The 17491-nt window shown below is 58.5% G+C and carries 16 protein-coding genes and 1 pseudogene; 10 read left to right on the top strand and 7 right to left on the bottom strand.

What is annotated here, in order from left to right:
- The first annotated feature begins 11 nt into the window (after positions 1-11).
- The 10 genes and pseudogenes from AC1ME2_RS27135 to AC1ME2_RS27090 all read left to right on the top strand — a co-directional run bounded on the left by AC1ME2_RS27135 (position 12) and on the right by AC1ME2_RS27090 (position 10212).
- Positions 12-1289 (top strand): EAL domain-containing response regulator, encoded by a 1278-nt coding sequence (locus AC1ME2_RS27135; RefSeq protein ID WP_480438308.1) that lies wholly within the window; start codon positions 12-14, stop codon positions 1287-1289.
- 575 nt (positions 1290-1864) lie between these two features.
- Positions 1865-2002 (top strand): transposase, encoded by a 138-nt coding sequence (locus AC1ME2_RS27130; protein WP_480442355.1) that lies wholly within the window; start codon positions 1865-1867, stop codon positions 2000-2002.
- A 122-nt stretch (positions 2003-2124) separates the two neighbouring features.
- Complete coding sequence (locus AC1ME2_RS27125; protein WP_480438307.1) at positions 2125-2634, top strand: CMD domain-containing protein; 510 nt, start codon at positions 2125-2127, stop codon at positions 2632-2634.
- A pseudogene (locus AC1ME2_RS27120) lies at positions 2634-3235 on the top strand (peroxidase-related enzyme). Before AC1ME2_RS27125 ends, AC1ME2_RS27120 begins: the two are co-directional and overlap by 1 nt.
- 115 nt (positions 3236-3350) lie before the next feature.
- A complete protein-coding gene (locus AC1ME2_RS27115; RefSeq protein ID WP_480438305.1) occupies positions 3351-3758 on the top strand; it encodes an MbcA/ParS/Xre antitoxin family protein in 408 nt (135 codons plus the stop codon).
- The gene (locus tag AC1ME2_RS27110; RefSeq protein ID WP_480438304.1) at positions 3758-4435 is read left to right on the top strand and encodes an RES family NAD+ phosphorylase; all 678 of its coding nucleotides are present in this window, start codon (positions 3758-3760) and stop codon (positions 4433-4435) included. The genes AC1ME2_RS27115 and AC1ME2_RS27110 overlap by 1 nt, the downstream gene beginning before the upstream one ends.
- Before the next feature lie 678 nt (positions 4436-5113).
- Positions 5114-5986, top strand: coding sequence for a c-type cytochrome (locus AC1ME2_RS27105; protein ID WP_480438303.1), 873 nt, complete (start codon positions 5114-5116; stop codon positions 5984-5986).
- A 15-nt stretch (positions 5987-6001) separates the two neighbouring features.
- Positions 6002-7372 carry a cbb3-type cytochrome c oxidase subunit I gene (locus AC1ME2_RS27100; RefSeq protein ID WP_480438302.1) on the top strand — a complete coding sequence of 457 codons (1371 nt, stop codon included), beginning with the start codon at positions 6002-6004 and terminating at the stop codon, positions 7370-7372.
- Positions 7372-8190 (top strand): AAA family ATPase, encoded by an 819-nt coding sequence (locus tag AC1ME2_RS27095; protein ID WP_480438300.1) that lies wholly within the window; start codon positions 7372-7374, stop codon positions 8188-8190. Before AC1ME2_RS27100 ends, AC1ME2_RS27095 begins: the two co-directional genes overlap by 1 nt.
- Positions 8191-10212: a nitric oxide reductase activation protein NorD gene (locus tag AC1ME2_RS27090; RefSeq protein WP_480438299.1), complete on the top strand. Its 2022-nt coding sequence runs from the start codon at positions 8191-8193 to the stop codon at positions 10210-10212.
- Here the strand turns inward: AC1ME2_RS27090 and AC1ME2_RS27085 are convergent.
- The 7 genes from AC1ME2_RS27085 to AC1ME2_RS27055 form a co-directional block, all read right to left on the bottom strand.
- Positions 10204-10422 carry a DUF3079 domain-containing protein gene (locus AC1ME2_RS27085; protein ID WP_480438298.1) on the bottom strand — a complete coding sequence of 73 codons (219 nt, stop codon included), beginning with the start codon at positions 10420-10422 and terminating at the stop codon, positions 10204-10206. The genes AC1ME2_RS27090 and AC1ME2_RS27085 overlap by 9 nt on opposite strands.
- A 129-nt stretch (positions 10423-10551) precedes the next feature.
- Positions 10552-12171, bottom strand: coding sequence for a methyl-accepting chemotaxis protein (locus tag AC1ME2_RS27080; RefSeq protein WP_480438297.1), 1620 nt, complete (start codon positions 12169-12171; stop codon positions 10552-10554).
- A gap of 252 nt (positions 12172-12423) precedes the next feature.
- Positions 12424-13119 carry an anaerobic ribonucleoside-triphosphate reductase activating protein gene (locus AC1ME2_RS27075; protein ID WP_480438295.1) on the bottom strand — a complete coding sequence of 232 codons (696 nt, stop codon included), beginning with the start codon at positions 13117-13119 and terminating at the stop codon, positions 12424-12426.
- On the bottom strand, positions 13116-13283 hold the full coding sequence (gene nrdD, locus AC1ME2_RS27070; protein ID WP_219060010.1) for an anaerobic ribonucleoside-triphosphate reductase: 168 nt from the start codon (positions 13281-13283) through the stop codon (positions 13116-13118). The genes AC1ME2_RS27075 and nrdD overlap by 4 nt, the downstream gene beginning before the upstream one ends.
- Positions 13284-13315: 32 nt before the next feature.
- Positions 13316-15334 carry a ribonucleoside triphosphate reductase gene (locus tag AC1ME2_RS27065; RefSeq protein ID WP_480438294.1) on the bottom strand — a complete coding sequence of 673 codons (2019 nt, stop codon included), beginning with the start codon at positions 15332-15334 and terminating at the stop codon, positions 13316-13318.
- Between the two features lie 150 nt (positions 15335-15484).
- On the bottom strand, positions 15485-16477 hold the full coding sequence (moaA, locus tag AC1ME2_RS27060; RefSeq protein ID WP_480438293.1) for a GTP 3',8-cyclase MoaA: 993 nt from the start codon (positions 16475-16477) through the stop codon (positions 15485-15487).
- Between the two features lie 24 nt (positions 16478-16501).
- Complete coding sequence (locus AC1ME2_RS27055; RefSeq protein ID WP_480438292.1) at positions 16502-17488, bottom strand: peptidylprolyl isomerase; 987 nt, start codon at positions 17486-17488, stop codon at positions 16502-16504.
- Between the last annotated feature and the right edge of the window lie 3 nt (positions 17489-17491).

Here is a 17491-nt window from a genome sequence, read left to right as displayed (position 1 = left end):
CGGAGGTGATCATGGTAAGCACGAATAGGCTTCCCCAGCATGTGCTAGTCGTTGACGACAGTGAGCTGCAACGCCAGTTCATCGCCGAGTTGTGTTGCGCAATGGGCATCGCTGACATTCTGCATGCCGCAAATGGCCTCGATGCCATCGCGCAGGTGAAAACCAACCCGCAGATCGAAGCTATCATCCTCGATCTGGAAATGCCGGGTATGGATGGGGTGCAGGTGCTGCATGAATTGGCGGGCCTGAAGCAGGCTCCCCCAGTGGTGTTGGCCAGTGCACGGGAACACACGCTGCTCAACGTAGTGGAAAACATGGGCAGATGCTTGGGCCTGCGCCTGCTCGGTGTACTGCAAAAACCTATAACGCATGAACACTTGCTGGCCAGCCTGGGACGCTTTGCCGTGACGCCGGCAAGAGCCAGATCCTCTGAGCACTGGGCACCAGGACCAAAGTTGACTGAGCAGGAAGTGTTTCGGGCGCTGCGCGCGAAGGAGTTCGCAGCCTATTTCCAGCCCAAGGTGAGGCTGGCCGATGGCAGCCTCAAAGGCGTGGAAGCGCTGGTGCGCTGGCAGCATCCGGAGCATGGTTTGTTGGTCCCTGGACACTTTATCAAGCTGATCGAAGGCAGCAGATACATGGCCGAGATGACCCTGCAGATGCTCGATATGTCGCTGCGCCAGTGCCGCAAGTGGCACGCGGCAGGCCTGCAGATCAGCTTTTCGCTCAATCTTTCGGCGAGTTCCCTGGCCGACTCCAGACTGGCCGATGCGATCATCGAGCGGGTGGCTGTCAGCGGCATCGCGCCCCAGTACGTGATTCTGGAAATCACCGAGAGCGCGATAATGACCGATCTCGGCATCACTCTGGGCACCCTGGCGCGCCTGCGCCTGAAAGGCTTCGGCTTGTCGGTGGATGACTACGGCACTGGCTTTTCCTGCATGCTGCAGTTGTCGCGGGTGCCTTGTACCGAGCTCAAGGTGGATCGCGCCTTCGTCAATGGCGCCAGCCATAATCGCCACCTGCGCATTCTGCTGGAAAGCGCACTGGATATTGCCGGCAAACTCAACCTTGAAGTGGTCGCCGAAGGGGTGGAAACCCTGGATGACTGGATGCTCCTGCGTGAGCTTGGCTGTGGCGAGGTGCAGGGCTATTTTGTCGCCAAACCGATGCCCGGCGATGCGCTACTGCCCTGGTGGCATGAGAATCAGCAGCGCATGCAGGGCCTGGGCCAGGGCCAGGGGGATACTGTGCTGCAGACCCTGGTCGGTGGATCATCGGGCGGGTAGGTAATCTTACGCTGAGACTGTCCCTATGAAGTCACTCACTGCGGGCCGATTTACTCTGCCTTGGATCAGCGAGGGTTCGTTCTCATTTGATGCCAGTTGCGCCGTATGATCAGTGGGAGGCCTCGCCGCGTCTTCGACGCTGCGCTGTCGCGCAGCAAACTCGGTCCCGCTTCTGCCCGGAGGGCGTAGGAGCGCGCGACCCATTTATAGCCCGTTTTACGGCTGATGCTGTGAGCTGCGCACAGCTGGCTGAAATTGAGTCGAGCAGACCGATAGTCGGCAATGAACATCACTTTAAGGTCCATAGGTTTCAGCTCTCGCCACGGCATGGTCAGATCCTCAAAATCGACCCTGCCAGTTAAAAACTGTTACCTATGTGCTTGAACTGAATTGTTACCTATGTGGGTGAGTCATACCGCAAAGCCTTTTGGCGGGACCTTTTCGGCGCTTGGAAAAGGTTCCTCGCTGTAAGAGCGAAACCGTAATTCCAGCACACCAAAATGCCGGATATACACATCAAGACCAGCGCCAATACATTGTTTTTAAAAGATTAAAAAGCAGTTTTATGGGAGCGGATCAAGGAACTGTTGCCGGGTAAAACCAGCGACAGAAGCCTAACTGCCCGAGATAACCGGCGGTTTATCAAGCCGGTGCTGTGGATCGCTCGCACCGGCTCCCCCTGGCGCGATCTCCCGAAAACCTATGGCCATTGATACCGTGTTTGTGCGCGTTATAGCCGCTGGTCACGCAAGGGGGTTACAGGTAATGGAGTCGCTTGCCGCTGCTGAGCAAACTGCAGGATCTAGGCATCACCCCATCGCGCGGACGACCACGGGTGAGCACACTTGCACACCCCGTCGACCTGCTGGATTCGTTGCTGGGCATCGTCCCCGGCAGCGCCCTGCATGACGTCCGTCACGCCCAGGCCAAAGTGGTCGCGGCCACTCAGAGCAGCCAGGAGCTGTTCCTCGACGCGCAGCTGGCCGATGGCCTGAACCTGGAAGAGCGTTTGCTGGTGGCGTATTACGCTTGCCTGATGACGCCGCAGCCGTTGCTGGCCGAACACTACCGTCAACAACTGCAGGGTGCTGAAAAGCAGGTGCTGCAAGCATTGGCCGAAAACAATCTGCAGGCTATCGCCGAGCCTCGGCTGTCAGCGATCCTCGCATTCACTGCGACCTTGATCCAGGCACCGGTCGAAGGCGACGGCAGCGCGCTGCTCGCGCTGAAAGCGGCTGGGCTGAACACGTTGGAAATAGTGGCGTTGGGCCAGTTGATCGCCTACCTGTCGTATCAGGTTCGTCTGACCGCCGGATTGAAGGCTTTGCAAGGAGCTACACGCTGATGAGTGATGTAATCAATATTGCCGGGTTCACCACTGCAGTGTTGGGGTGGCAGGCCTGGCTTGACACGCTACAGCTGGAGCAGGCGACCCCGGCACAGCTAGCGGTGCTGGAAGAAAGCCACCCTGAGGCCACGACCTCGGACTATTACCTGACGTTAGTGCATCATCCGGAGATCCTGCGCCAGCGCTCGCGGGCCTTCAACGCCATCATGTTCGCGCCCGGCGGCCTATCGCGGGCCGAGCGTGAGCTAGCGAGCACCGTGGTGTCGCGCGTGAACCAGTGTGTGTACTGCGCATCGGTGCACGCCCAGCGTTTCGAGCAACTGGCCAAGCGCAACGATGTGATCGCGCAGGTTTTTGCTGATCCCGAAACCGCTGGCACCACGCCACGCGAACGGGCCATCGTGCGCTTTTCCATCGACCTGACTTTGGACCGGCGGCCGTGACTCCGGGCCACCTTGCACTGCTTCGTGAACAAGGCCTGGACGACGGACAGATCCTCGACCTGATCCACGCCATTGCCATTTTCGCCTGGGCCAACCGGCTGATGCTCAACCTCGGTGAACCCGTATTCAGTCCCCCTAGCGGTTCTGCACCCTAGAGTGCGCAGCGTCGTGAACACACAATCAAGAATTTACGCATACGTACAGATGACTTGTTTATTTTCGTATGCGTAATACACTGAGTTGAGTCATTTATCTCTCAGGAGAACCCTCATGGTCACGGCAAACCACGCCCGCAGCGCTACAAATGACATTGATAGCCCAGAGGCTGGGCGGGTCGCGCTGAAGTTTTTTTTCGGCCTCATGGAACACTGGCACTGCTCGGCAGATCAGCAGCGTGCGTTGTTGGGGTCTATCAGCACCACGACCTTTTACAAATACCGACGCATTCCAAGCGTGCGGCTGCCACACGATACGCTGGAGCGTATCTCTTACCTGATGGGCATCCACAAAGCACTCAGCATCATTTTCAGCAACAACCGCGACCGCGTGTATGCCTGGGTCAACAGTCCGAACACGGCCGCACCCTTCAACGGCCAGACGGCGCTCAAGTACATGCTTGCGGGTCGTGTGGTCGATATTGCAGACGTTCGCCGTTATCTGGATGGGGTGCGTGGTTAATGGCTGAGAAGCTGGAGATACCCGTTTGGGACAGTGCTTACCGAGTGATCAGCAGTTCGTTCCCGCCGATCACCCTCTTCGAAGACATCCTCGACCCTGCTGAGCTGCAAATGTCGTATGCACTGGAGTCTCTGACCAATGACCGACTGGCCGAAGAAGTGGGCATTATCAGCCGGGTAGCCCCTGAAGACCGTGTATCAGGCCACGGTTCAACGCCTGTCATGGCCGCGTTCACCCACATTGGAAGGGTCAGCCGGTTCACCGATGGAACGTTCGGTCTCTACTACGCGGCCAGCAGCCAAAGCGCAGCCATCGCCGAGACCAGCTTCCACCAGGAGCGATTCCTCGCGGCGACCCATGAACCCGATGTAGAGCTGACCATGCGCACCTACGTGAACAAGGTCGTCAAACCGATGCACGACATTCGCGCAGGCTTTGCTCACTTGCATGACCCTGATCCTGCCAATTATGGTCCTGCACAAGCATTTGCCAAAAAGCTCCGTGAGGAGAAATCGTGGGGACTCCTGTACAGCAGCGTTCGCGCAAATGGCCATGAGTGCATAGCCGCATTCCGCCCCCCAGCAGTGTCCATACCTGTGCAGGGCAAACACATCCGCTACGTATGGGAGGCCAGGAGCCAGAAAATCGGGTACTTCTTCGAAATTACTCAGTTGTGATCACTGCTTCGAGGCCGGTGTACCGATAACGCGTGTCGAATATCAACCTTTGATTTGTATGTTGAGAACACCCGCGCAGCTGCCACGATCTACCCCTTCCCACCCCGCCCGACTTCTTGACAGCGGTAAAAAGCCTAACTAGCCTCAAGCTCACTTAATGGACGAAGAGTAGCCATGGCACTTAAACATGCGGAGTCGGGTGAGATCGTTAATATTTATACTGCCTATTCGCAGATCTCTGAATCCAGATCCCAAGCCATCGTCAGCGCAGCAGAAATCGAGGTCATCCGCCTCTTCCTGAATGCGAGAAAGGCCGTCCCGTAGCACGCGCTGGATGGCCCATTCACTCTGCATTGCCTCAAAGGGTCGATCGAAGTAAAGACCGATGGCGACTGGAAATCCCTGGGGCGGGACGACCTGATCTACCTGGCGGGTGGCGTCATGCATGATATGCGGGCCCTGGAAGATTCCACTGTGTTGCTGACTCTCTTTCGCCCCCATTGACTGGACGTCATATGGCGCAACTTTCAACTGCACTTTCAACCCGGGAGGCAGCCGTGCAAAAAGCTCTAAAGATAGTCAGCTATGCAGTGCTCGCGCTGATGACCGGCGCGTTCGTTTATGCCGTAGCTATCGGCATCACCTATTGGACCGGTATCGGCGTATAGAGGGTTTGTCATGAACAAACGTCAAACACGCTCATTCGCCCTGATATCGACTGCTATCGCCGCGGTGGTATTTCTTGGCATGACGGTCGACAGCCACCGACAGTTTCCCACCCTGACCAATGCCGGGCAGATCACGCCACAAGTCACTCACGGCAAAGATGTCTGGCATAAGTATAATTGCATCAATTGCCACACCTTGTTCGGTGAAGGCGCCTATTACGCCCCGGACCTGACGAAAATCTCCCAGCAACGCGGCGCACCCTATCTCACCGCCTTCCTCAAGGATCCCTCGAAGTTCTACGATGAGCAGCGCAATCGCCGACTGATGCCGAACCTGAAACTGGGCGACGAGGAAATCGCTGACTTGATCACCTTCCTCAGCTGGGTGAGTAAGGTCGACAATCAGGGTTGGCCACCACGGCCCATTCTCGTCGCCGGCTCATCGATCCCCGGCATGAACCTCACCGTGGCACAGCAGAATGTCTCCGAGAGCAAAAACGCTGGCAGTCAACCAGCACCCGGTGCCCACCCGGCTTCCAGCAAGGAAGATCCTATCGCCTTGGGCGAGGAGCTTTTTCAAAAGACGGCAACGCCACTGTGCAGTGCGTGCCACTCCATTGCACCCGGGGTCAATCTCGCCGGGCCGTCGCTCGCCGGAATAGCAACCAGGGCCAAGCAGATCATCGCCTCCGCCGACTATAAGGGCCACGCGAAGGACGCCGAAGGCTTCATTCGCGAGTCCATCGTCACGCCGAGCGTCTATCTCCATCCCGGCGAAATGTATTCCGCCAACGGCATGTCTTTCATGCCCGACACCTTCGCCAAAACCCTGACACCCGAACAGATCGATCAACTGGTCGCCTACCTGGCGTCCTTCCAGTAATCGCAGGGGATGACCATGCGCTACAGATCTCAATCCGTCGCCTATTGGTATTTTGCCGTTGCCATGGTGCTGTTCGGCCTGCAACTGGTATTCGGCCTGCTCTCGGCAGCGAAGTACCTGGGGCCAGACCCATTGCTGAACGTGCTGCCCTTCGATGTGACCAAGGTCATCCACACTAACCTGTTAATCGTCTGGGTACTGACCGGGTTCATGGGCGCCACCTATTGGATGGTGCCGGACGAATCGCGCGGTGAGTTGTACAGCACCCGGCTGGCCTACATCCAGCTCGGATTGTGGACGGCCATGGGGGTCACCGCCGTGGTGGGTTACCTATTCGGTTATGGCACCGGCAACAAGTTGCTTGAACAGCCGCTGCCACACAAGATCGTGATTGTGATTTGCATGTTGATGTTCCTCTACAACATCGGCATGACGATCAAGAAAGCCGGGCGTTTCACCGCCACTGAAGGCGTGCTGTTGCTGGGTCTGGCCAGCGCCGCCGTGCTCTATCTGCCGGCGCTGCTGGAATACGAGAACTACGTAGTGTCCATCTACTACCGCTGGTGGACGATCCACCTGTGGGTCGAAGGCGTGTGGGAAATGATCCAGGGCGGCTTCCTCGCTTATCTGCTGATCAGGCTGTCCGGGGCCGACCGTGAGGTGATGGAGAAGTGGCTGTACGTAATCGTCGGCCTGGTGTTCATCGCCGGCATCCTCGGCACCGCACACCATTATTACTGGATCGGCGTTCCCCACTACTGGCTGCCCCTCGGCGGCTTCTTCAGCGCGCTGGAACCGGCGGCGCTGATCGGCATGGCGATATATGCCTACAACGCGATGCGCCGCTCCGGGCTCGCTCACCCCAACAAACTGGCGTTGCACTGGACCCTCGGCAGTGCGGTGTTCACCTTGTTCGGTGCCGGCCTCCTGGGCTTGGCCCACACCTTCCCCGATGTCAACAAGTGGACCCACGGCACCCTGATTACCGCCATGCACGGGCACGCAGCCTTCTATGGGGCATACGCCATGATCATCCTGGCCATGATCACCTTTGCCCTGCCCGGCATGACTCGCCGCCCGGTGGAGGAAAGCAGCATCGGTTACTGGGCGTTCTGGCTGCAACTGGGCGGCATGTTCGGCATGACCCTGTCATTCGCCACAGCGGGCATTGGCCAGGTCTACCTCGAACGCATTCTCGGCATGGGCTATCTGGACGTGCAGTTAAAGATCCAGGTGCATTTCCTGATGCTGATCGCCACGGCGTCGATGTTCTCCTTGGGTGCAGGACTGTTCATCTTCGAATTCTTTCGCCACGCGCCGAATTTCAATATCGATGAAGCCGATCCCGCCCGAGCGACACCCCAGGTCTCAGGTGCAGTACTGTAATGGAGCATTCGCGGGCGCAGTACCAAAAAACTGACGAGGAGGAAGCGGAGCCCTATTACCAGCCCTCGGGCGATGAGGTGGTGATCTTCGAGCAATGCCATGCGCAACAATTGGCGATCATGCTCAAGGGACCGACCGGCTGTGGTAAAACCCGCTTCGTAGAATACATGGCCTGGCGCCTCAAACGTCCGCTGATCACCATCTCTTGCCATGACGACCTGAGTGCCAGCGACCTCGTCGGACGTTTCCTGATCGGTCACGAAGGTACCTATTGGACGGAGGGTCCACTGACCCGGGCGGTACGCGAAGGTGCCATTTGTTACCTGGACGAAGTGGTCGAAGCGCGGCAAGACACCATTGTCGTCCTGCACCCACTGACCGACCACCGGCGCATCCTGCCGCTGGACAAAATGGGTGAGATCCTCGAAGCCTCGCCACATTTCCAACTGGTGGTGTCCTATAACCCAGGCTATCAGCGAATACTCAAGGATTTGAAGCCGAGCACGCGACAGCGCTTCGTGGCCCTTGATTTCGAGTTTCCGCCGGCCGAGCGCGAGGTCGCAATCGTCATGCATGAAGGTGGAATCGATCATGCCACCGCTCACGCCTTGGTCTCCCTCGCTCACCGACTGCGCGCCTTGCACGACCGTGGACTGGCAGAAGTCCCCAGTACGCGTCTGCTGATCGCCAGCGCCCGTCTGATCAAGAGTGGCATTGCCGCGCCCGCTGCCTGTCGGGCCGCGTTGATCTCGCCGCTGTCCGATGATGCCGTGCTGGTCGGCGCCATGCTCGACCTCGTCGACCTGACGTTCATCTAGATGGCCGAAGCCGAGGACCTCATCACCGATGCCGCACGCCATGCCACGGTATATGCCCAGGCGCTATGGCGACGTCACCATGGTTCCACGGACACCGCTAAAATCGTCACCCTGGGAGATGTCGCACAACACCTCGATCTGCTGATCAAGGCCGTGTTTGGCACCACCTATTCGCTTCGCGTCGCACAACCACCCTCGCCACCCACTCTGCTGAAAAAGCTCTTCCTGCGTAACGAAAGTCTCTGCCAGCAGAGCGCCGTCCCCGCCACCGATGGCGTACATATATGGCTGCCGGGGCAACTGGACAGTGACGATACCCCACGCGCCCTGGAACGTTATCGAACCCTTGCTTTGCAACAGGCCATGCGTGCCCGGCGGGGCAGTGCTGTCCACCTGCCCGTCCTTGACGACCCACTGCAGCGCAGCCTCTATCTACTCCTCGAAGCCTGGGCGGCGGACACTGATCTTGTGCAGCAACTACCTGGGCTCGCTGCATCGATCCATCGGTTACGCGAGCATGCCTTGGCTAATCGTCCCGTTCTGTACACCCTCCCCAGCCAGCGTCAACCCTTGGAAAGCTTCCTTCGTTCACTGCTGCGCAGCGAATGCGGCCAGCCTCTCGAGAATCTGCCGATACCCGTCACCGCGACCGATTCGCTGCGACAGTCAGCAACACTCGCTGCACGCCTCACACTGCCCGAACCAGCCCGCCGGGCTGGCGGCCATCCGCTGCTGCTCGACGTCTGGACTGGCGATCTTCGCTCACCGATAACCCACCTGGAGGCACCGGCGACATCCGCTGGGCTCGAAGCCGACGATGTCCTGCCACGCAGCGCTCATCTCCCGCGCCGGCCAAATGTACGTAAGGTCGGTGCAGACGAGGACGACGATCAGGAGCAAGGCCTGTGGATGGTGCAACCCGCCGAACCGCTGGAACATGCTGAAGACCCCATGGGTATGCAGCGCCCCACAGACCGGGATACCGAGATTCCGGCCGCTGATTTTGCCGACTCACTGTCGGAGCTGAACGAAGCCCGACTGGTGGTCACGCCAAGTCGTCCGAAGGAAGTACTGCTCTGCGACGACCCGCCAGAAACGCACGTTCGACGTGGCCCGCCGACCGGCGCAAACGGCGCAATCAGCTACCCCGAATGGGATTACCGCACTCAGGCCTACCGCGACCCCGGCGCGACCCTGCAACTGAGCACCGCCCGGCAAGGCCCGCAGCAATGGGTAGAACAAACCCTCAAGACCCATAGTTCAATGCTCGACGGTATCCGTCGGCAATTCGAAAGGTTGCGCGCCCAACGCCTCAGACTGCGCAAACAACTCGATGGCGACGATATCGATCTGGAAGCCTATATAGACGGCTGTGCCGAAGCCCGCGCGGGCCTGAGCATGCCGCAAGCGCTGTATCAGACCCAGCGCCGCACCAGGCGTGACATGACGATCATGCTACTGATCGACGTCAGTGGCTCCACCGATGGCTGGCTTTCCCAGCATCGACGTATCATCGACGTCGAGCGCGAGGCCTTGCTCCTGGTCTGCCTGGCACTGGAGAGCCTGGGCGAACCCTATAGCGTGCTGGCGTTCTCCGGTGAAGGGCCGCAGAGGGTCACGATACGCACGCTTAAAGCATTCGATGAACGCTATAGCCATGAGATCGGTCAGCGCATCGCTGCACTCGAACCGGAACGCTACACCCGGGCCGGCGCTGCCATTCGTCACGCCAGCACCTTGCTGATGCGCGAAGCGGCCACACACAGGCTCCTGTTACTGCTGTCTGACGGTAAGCCGAACGATGTTGACGAGTACGAGGGCCGCTATGGCGTGGAAGACATGCGTCAGTCGGTTACCGAAGCCAAATTGCAAGGCATCCACCCCTTTTGTTTGACCATTGATCGCCAGGCTGCGAACTACCTGCCAGCGGTATTCGGCTCCCGGCAGTACGCCTTGCTGCCCAAACCCGAACTGCTGCCCGGCGTACTGCTCGAATGGATCAAGCGGCTGGTATCAGCCTGACAGCTTCTCATCCGACGTTTTATCTGTCGCGATTAGCGGGTCAATGCCCCAGTCACCATGCAAATACCAATCGTCTCCGATCATCTCGGCCGGATGCATCGTGCGATCGGAACCATTTCCACACGCCATGGAACTTGCCGGACAGTACCTGTCACAGCCCCAGCAGATACGCTCGGGGTGCTTTGGGTGTATGGGAAAATTCTTGGCCATGTCAATCCCCAAGTAACGTATAGGAGTGCCTCCAGCCTATAGGGCCTGCCCGGAAATACGCTTGATACGAATCAAGAACCACGCATTCAGGTTCGTGCGCCACAAAGACTGCGCCGGACCTCTCACTGTCTAGATTTTGAATCGCGCCACGGTTTCGTGCAGCGCTCCCGCCATCTGCGCCAGCTCCTGACCGGCAGTGTTGGTGTGCTGAGCGCCCAGCAAAACCTGTTCGGACAAGGTACGAATGCCGATCAGATTGCGATCTACTTCACGGGCCACCAATGCCTGTTGCTCAGTGGCGCTGGCAATCATCATGTTACGTTCATTGATCTGCGAGATAGACCGGGTGATTTCGTCCAGAGCGTCGCCCGACCGCTGTGCGACTTCAAGGGTGGCGAGGACCAGACTGCTGCTGCTTTGCATGGCGCTGACCGCATGGCTGGTATCAATACGAATATTGCCAACCATCTGCTCGATTTCCTGGGTAGACACCTGAGTTCGGTGGGCCAGCGCCCGGACCTCATCGGCGACGACGGCAAAACCTCTTCCGGCTTCGCCTGCCCGAGCCGCTTCAATCGCAGCGTTGAGGGCCAGCAAATTGGTCTGGTCAGCAATGCTGCGGATAACATCCAGGACCTTACTGATATCTTCCACCCGGCCGGCCAGTTGCTGGATGCACGCAGAGGTATCGGTCACTCCGTTGGCCAGTTCGCCGATTGAAACGACCGTTTCCTGAACCTGTTCACGGCCGCGCTGCGCGGTTTGCTCGGACTGTCGTGAGGCTTCGGAGGTGCTGACAGCATTGCGCGCCACTTCGTCGACCGCCGCAGTCATCTGATTCACTGCCGCCGCAGCCTGCTCGATCTCCAGGCCCTGCAACTGCAGATTACTGCTGGTCTGACTGCTGACCGCACTCAGTTCTTCAGAGGAACAGGCCACCCGATCAACCGACGTAGCGATGTGCTTGACCATCGCATTCAGACTTTGCTGCATCTGATGCATGTTCATCATCACGCTGCCGTCGACACTTGAGCTTACAGGTACTTGAATCGTGAGGTCGCCCTGAGCGATTTGACTCAAGACCCGCGCCGCATCATCTGGCTCGCCCCCCAAGGGTCTGGTCACACTGCGAGTCACGACAAGCGCTGCGGCAATGACCAACGCCAAACAGAAAAAAGACAGCCCCAGCATGTTAAGCCGCGCATCGCTGTACAGAATTTTCGCGGCTTTTTCACGGTCAGCAAATATGCGTCCTTGCAGCGCCATCAGGTCATCCAGACTTTTATAGACCTGAAGTTCGGCGGGAATGACGTTCTGTTTCAGCTGCGCCATCGCGTCATCGAAGGCGCCTTGCCTGATCGACACCTGCACTTGGGTGAACGCGGCCACATAGGCCTCGCGATTCTTTTTCAGGGTCGAATAGGCGATCTTACCGTCAGGCAAATAGAACAGAGGCTCCAGCGTATCGAGTGCCTGAGTGATACGTTTTTTAGTGGTCTCGATAGACTGCTGCACGAGCTGATTGTCTTTGTCGATCAGCAAATCCCGGGTGCTCCTGGCGTTATCCCGTACGCCGTTGGCAATGACCATGATCGGGGAGATTTTCGGCCAGTCCTGCTGGACGATAATGACCGCCTGATCCTTCAGCATTGCCAGATCGTGCAGCGCATATAACGCCAGGCCCATCAGCGCCAGCGGTGCAATGGCAAAGCCCATCACAATGCGTTTGGCGGTACTTAGCTTGGGCATGGCAAATGCCCCCCGATTGATACCTGCGCTGTCGGTTGAACAATTGAAAGCCTTATGTGCAAACAAGCGTCACATCCACCTACAACAGGTTTACCCGTGGAACATTCACTCTCTGGACGCGGGTCAAACATCTTATTACCTTCTGGTGCTCACCGATCTGGTGATTAATGGCTGTTTGTGGTCGGTTACAGTTGCGGGGCGGGTAGCCGGTCGTCACGTTGCGCAACCGGTGATCATCAACCACAGTATTGCCTACCCTCGTAATACAAATTGCGGAAACAACTCCCGCATGGCGGCCCACAACTCGGCTTGCTCCGCCGGTGCAGAAACGCTCGATAAATACGGATCAAGCATCCGCGCGGTCCTGACCAACTGCACGGCAAAACATTTGACCCCTTGAGCACTCAAACGCCGGGCCAGGGTCAACAACCGGGCCGGGTCGAACAAGTGCCAATGCACTGTAGTGCGACACTCATAGTCGACACCGCTGGCCAACAGATGCTCCAGGCTCAGCCAGTTGGCGGCACCGCTGCCCCCGACCCGGGTAATGGTTTGACAATCCTCAGGCAACGCCTTGATATCGAAGCCGACCCAATCGGCCCCTCTAACGGCCTTGGCAAAGGCGGCCGGTTTGATTCCGGCGCTGTGCAAACCGATACGAAATCCCATCTCCCGCACTTCTTCCATGGCGCCAGGCAAGCCGTCCTGCAGCGTTGGCTCACCGCCGCTGAAAACCACGGCATCGAGCAAGCTCTGACGACGTCGCAGAAACGCCAGCACCTGACACCAATCCACTTCTTCGCTGCCGCGAGGCGGGATCAATTGCGGGTTATGGCAATAACGACAACGCCAGGCGCAACCCTGGCAAAACAACACGCAGGCCAGCTGTCCCGGATAGTCGAGGGTGGTCAGGGGCACCATGCCCCCGACCCGAAGCGTTCGACTCATTGGCGCCCGGCCAGCGCCGCACTTTCAGTGAAATGGACCCGCTCGCGATGCTCGGACTGCTTGCCCGGGTTGAACGCCGATACCGGGCGGTGATAGCCCATCACCCGGGTCCAGACTTCGCAGCGTTGACGTTGAGCCTGGGGCAGGGTTTGCGATGCATTCATGGTGAAGTTCCTTGCGGTTGAGTGAATCGAAATCAATGAACGGCGCAGAGTTTCTGCTCGCGCAACAGCAATACCTCGTCGCATTTGGGGCAGAACTCATGCTCACCATCGAGGTAGCCGTGCACCGGGCAGATGGAGAACGTTGGGGTCACGGTCAGGTAAGGCAGGCGGAAACGTCCAAGGGCCTTGCGCACCAGCTGCTTGCAGGCCTCGGCCGAGGAAATCCGCTCTGCCATGTACAGGTGCAGCACCGTACCGCCGGTGTATTTGCATTGCAGTTCGTCCTGAAGCTCCAGAGCCTCGAAAGGATCGTCGGTGTAGCCCACCGGCAGTTGCGAAGAATTGGTGTAATACGGCGCCTCAACGCTACCGGCCTGGAGAATATCGGGATAACGTTTGCGGTCTTCCTTGGCGAAACGGTAGGTGGTGCCCTCGGCAGGGGTGGCTTCGAGGTTGTAGAGGTGGCCGGTTTCTTCCTGGAAACGCAGCAAGGTGGCGCGCACATGGTCCAGCAGTTTCAGGGCAAATTGCCGGCCCTGTTCGGTGTGCATGCCCTGCTCGTCTCCAGTGAAATTGCGCAGCATTTCATGCAGACCGTTGAGGCCAATGGTGGAAAAATGGTTGCGCAAGGTGCCCAGGTAACGCTTGGTGTAAGGGTACAAACCTGCGTCCATGTGGTGCTGGATCACCTTGCGCTTGACCTCCAGGCTCTCCATCGCCAGTTCCATCAGGGTGTCCAGGCGGCGCAGCAGGCCGCTGGTATCGCCCTTGAACACATAGCCCAGACGCGCACAGTTGAGGGTAACGACGCCCAGTGAGCCGGTCTGTTCCGCCGAGCCGAACAAGCCGCCACCGCGCTTGAGCAACTCGCGTACATCCAGTTGCAAACGACAACACATCGAGCGCACCTGATTGGGCAGCAAGTCCGAGTTGAGAAAGTTCTGGAAGTACGGCAGCCCATAACGTGCCGTCATCTCGAACAAGCGATCAGCATTTTCACTGTCCCAGGGAAAGTCATGGGTAATGTTGTAAGTCGGGATCGGGAAGGTGAACACGCGCCCCTTGGCATCCCCAGCCTGCATCACCTCGATGTAGGCACGGTTGAGCAGGTCCATCTCAACCTGCAAATCGCCGTAGGCATAAGGCATTTCCACTCCACCGACAACGGGAATCTGTTCACGTAGATCCTCCGGGCATACCCAGTCGAACGTCAGGTTGGTGAACGGTGTCTGGGTCCCCCAGCGCGAGGGCACATTGAGGTTGTAGATGAACTCTTGCAGTGCCTGGCGGACTTCCTTGTAGCTCAATTGGTCGTTGCGCACATAAGGCGCCAGATAGGTGTCGAACGAGCTGAACGCCTGAGCGCCGGCCCATTCGTTTTGCAGGGTGCCGAGAAAGTTCACCATCTGCCCCAGGGCACTGCTCAGGTGCTGCGGCGGTCCCGCTTCTACACGGCCCGGCACACCATTGAGGCCCTCATGCAGTAAAGTGCGCAGCGACCAACCGGCGCAATATCCAGCGAGCATGTCCAGATCATGGATATGCAGATCGGCCTCGCGGTGGGCCTGACCGATGGCCTCGCTGTACACCTCATCCAGCCAGTAATTGGCAGTGACCTTGCCGGAGACATTGAGCACCAGCCCACCAAGCGAATACCCCTGATTGGCGTTGGCCTGCACCCGCCAGTCTTCGCGAGACAGGTACTCGTTCATCGAAGCAGCCACCTCGACGATCGCCTTGCGGTCACGGCGCAGGCGTCCATGCTGCTCTCGATAGACGATGTAGGCACGCAGGGCCTGAAAGAATCCGGCTTCCATCAAGACCCGTTCGACCCGGTCCTGGATCTGCTCGACATGCAACTCCGGTAAATCCTCCAGATGGACCAGCACAGCATCGAGCAACTCCTCGGCCATGGCCGCATCGACGAAATCATCGCTGGCACGGCCGGTGGCGATGATCGCCTGACGGATCTTGTCTGCATCGAAGGCGACCTGACTGCCATCGCGTTTGTGCAAGCGGTTACACCCTACTGAAATCAATGTGCTCTGCATTCGGCCCCCATACACTACATATAGATTTTTTAAACTTTAAAAACACAACATGCAGTAAAGACTACGGAAAAATGGCGGTTTCGCACTTGATCGACGTCAAGAATCTCCGGCAAAAAAAGCCGCACTCGGCGGCCATGAAAACAGTGTTGATCAACCGCCACTCATGCTCATGAAGCGCAGAATCTGCACCTCGCCTTCGGGGTTGAAATCGTGGCGCAACGGCTTGCCGAGCAAGGCCTGGCGCACTGCGTTGATCACCGGTTGGTCGTCCAGCGGATAGCGGCGCAGCAGACCACGCAAATCAAGGGCATCGTCCTGACCCAGGCAGAGCAACAGCCGCCCTTCAACGGTCATACGCACCCGGTTGCAGCTGCCGCAGAAGTTGTGGCTATTGGGTGAAATGAAACCGATCCGGGTATCGGGGTGGCGCTCCAGGCGAACATAACGTGCAGGTCCGCCGCTGTTTTCGGTACTGTCGAGCAACCGATGACGACCAGCGATCAGTGCACGTACCTCGTCGCTGGCGCAAAACGATTCACCCCGCGAACGCCCGACGTCGCCCAAGGGCATCTCTTCGATGAAACTGATATCGATGTGTTGCTCGATGGCGTACTGCACCAACCCCAGGACTTCATCGAAGTTGCGCCCTTTCATTACCACGCAATTGAGTTTTATCCGCTCAAAGCCCGCACCACGAGCCGCTTCGATGCCGTTAAGCACCTGATCGAGATCGCCGTTGCGGGTGATGGCGCGAAATTTCTGCCCGTCCAGGCTATCGAGGCTAATATTCATCCGCTTGACCCCAGCCTCCGCCAACGGCCGGGCCAAGCGGCCCAGTTGCGAGCCGTTGCTGGTCATCACCAGCTCACGCAAACCGGGCAACGCGGCAATGGTGCGGCACAGCCCGACAATACCGGGGCGAATCAGCGGCTCGCCGCCGGTCAGGCGGATTTTGCGCACCCCCATACCTACAAACAGCGTCGCCAGGCGCTGCAACTCTTCGAGCGTCAGGACTTGCTGACGCGGCAGGAAGGTCATATTTTTCGCCATGCAATACACACAGCGAAAATCACAACGATCAGTCACCGACATCCGCAGATAATCGATCTGCCGCCCAAAACCATCCTGCATGACAGCGCTCATTACATCTCCCGGTTTGCCAAAGGGTCACTGCACCAGCGGTGAGTCGGCGCCCTGCAAGTGGATGCCACGAACATCGGCAGCACCGATCAGGGTTTGCAGGTACTGCACCAGGGCTTTCTGCCAGACACCTTGCTGCAGCTGTGTGCGAATCGCTGTCGAAACCACCTCATAGGGCAACGGCATACCTTCGATCCGCTGATCGACACTGACCACATGCCAGCCATAACGGCTCTCAAGCGGTTTGCTGGCCAGCCCCGGCGCCAGGGTGAACAGCTGACGTTCCAGCTCCGGCACAGTCTGGCCCTTGCTTATCTGTCCCAAGGAACCTCCTTGAGCTTTCGACGGACAGGCCGAATAGTTCAGCGCCAGCTGGGCGAAACTACCGGGGAAATCCCCGAGGCGCTGCAGCAGGACTTCTGCCTGATCGTGCGCCAGGCCACGGACCTCGGCGTCGTCCGGGGCACATTCGAGCAGGATGTGCCGCACCGCCAGCAATGGCGCACTGTGGAAACGTCCGCGATTGTTTTCGTAGTAACGAAGACTGGTCGCCTCATCGCACTGGGGCACTTTCACCTCCTGTTCAAGCAACAAACGAGTGGCCGCTTCCTCTTCGTTCTCACCGGCGCCGACCTGCAACAATAGGCCGAGTTCGGCGATTCGCTGCTGCAACAACTCGCGGATCACCAACGCCCTGGCAGCCAGATAGACCGCCTCCTCACGGCTTTCGGCCGGGTGATATTGCAGCTCCAGGGCCATGGCCTCGGGGGTAATCGATACCTCGTTGACGCTGATGATCGGCCATTCCTGTTCGCTGCTGGCAATCAACTGCACCGGGGCACCGTTGACCACCTCAGGTTCAACTGCTCCTGGTTCAACCGGGAGCGGCTCAAACTGCACAGCCCCAACTGGCGCGATGTCCACGACGCCTGGCGCCGTAGGCTCCGCTTTTATTGAAGAACCGCAGCCACCGCTGCCCCCTTTACCGCCGCCACATCCACATCCACCTGACATGAT

This window comes from Pseudomonas sp. ASL9, from assembly GCF_056680335.1.
Note: the sequence above shows the minus strand (reverse complement) of the source record. Positions and strands in the feature narration are given on the sequence as shown.

Excerpts from the sequence above, each read along its gene's own strand:
- AC1ME2_RS27135 (WP_480438308.1), top strand. The coding sequence starts at position 12 with ATGGTAAGCACGAATAGGCTTCCCCAGCATGTGCTAGTCGTTGACGAC.
- AC1ME2_RS27115 (WP_480438305.1), top strand. The coding sequence starts at position 3,351 with ATGGTCACGGCAAACCACGCCCGCAGCGCTACAAATGACATTGATAGC.
- AC1ME2_RS27110 (WP_480438304.1), top strand. The coding sequence starts at position 3,758 with ATGGCTGAGAAGCTGGAGATACCCGTTTGGGACAGTGCTTACCGAGTG.
- AC1ME2_RS27105 (WP_480438303.1), top strand. The coding sequence starts at position 5,114 with ATGAACAAACGTCAAACACGCTCATTCGCCCTGATATCGACTGCTATC.
- AC1ME2_RS27100 (WP_480438302.1), top strand. The coding sequence starts at position 6,002 with ATGCGCTACAGATCTCAATCCGTCGCCTATTGGTATTTTGCCGTTGCC.
- AC1ME2_RS27095 (WP_480438300.1), top strand. The coding sequence starts at position 7,372 with ATGGAGCATTCGCGGGCGCAGTACCAAAAAACTGACGAGGAGGAAGCG.
- AC1ME2_RS27090 (WP_480438299.1), top strand. The coding sequence starts at position 8,191 with ATGGCCGAAGCCGAGGACCTCATCACCGATGCCGCACGCCATGCCACG.
- AC1ME2_RS27085 (WP_480438298.1), bottom strand. The coding sequence starts at position 10,422 with ATGGCCAAGAATTTTCCCATACACCCAAAGCACCCCGAGCGTATCTGC.
- AC1ME2_RS27080 (WP_480438297.1), bottom strand. The coding sequence starts at position 12,171 with ATGCCCAAGCTAAGTACCGCCAAACGCATTGTGATGGGCTTTGCCATT.
- AC1ME2_RS27075 (WP_480438295.1), bottom strand. The coding sequence starts at position 13,119 with ATGAGTCGAACGCTTCGGGTCGGGGGCATGGTGCCCCTGACCACCCTC.
- nrdD (WP_219060010.1), bottom strand. The coding sequence starts at position 13,283 with ATGAATGCATCGCAAACCCTGCCCCAGGCTCAACGTCAACGCTGCGAA.
- AC1ME2_RS27065 (WP_480438294.1), bottom strand. The coding sequence starts at position 15,334 with ATGCAGAGCACATTGATTTCAGTAGGGTGTAACCGCTTGCACAAACGC.
- moaA (WP_480438293.1), bottom strand. The coding sequence starts at position 16,477 with ATGAGCGCTGTCATGCAGGATGGTTTTGGGCGGCAGATCGATTATCTG.
- AC1ME2_RS27055 (WP_480438292.1), bottom strand. The coding sequence starts at position 17,488 with ATGTCAGGTGGATGTGGATGTGGCGGCGGTAAAGGGGGCAGCGGTGGC.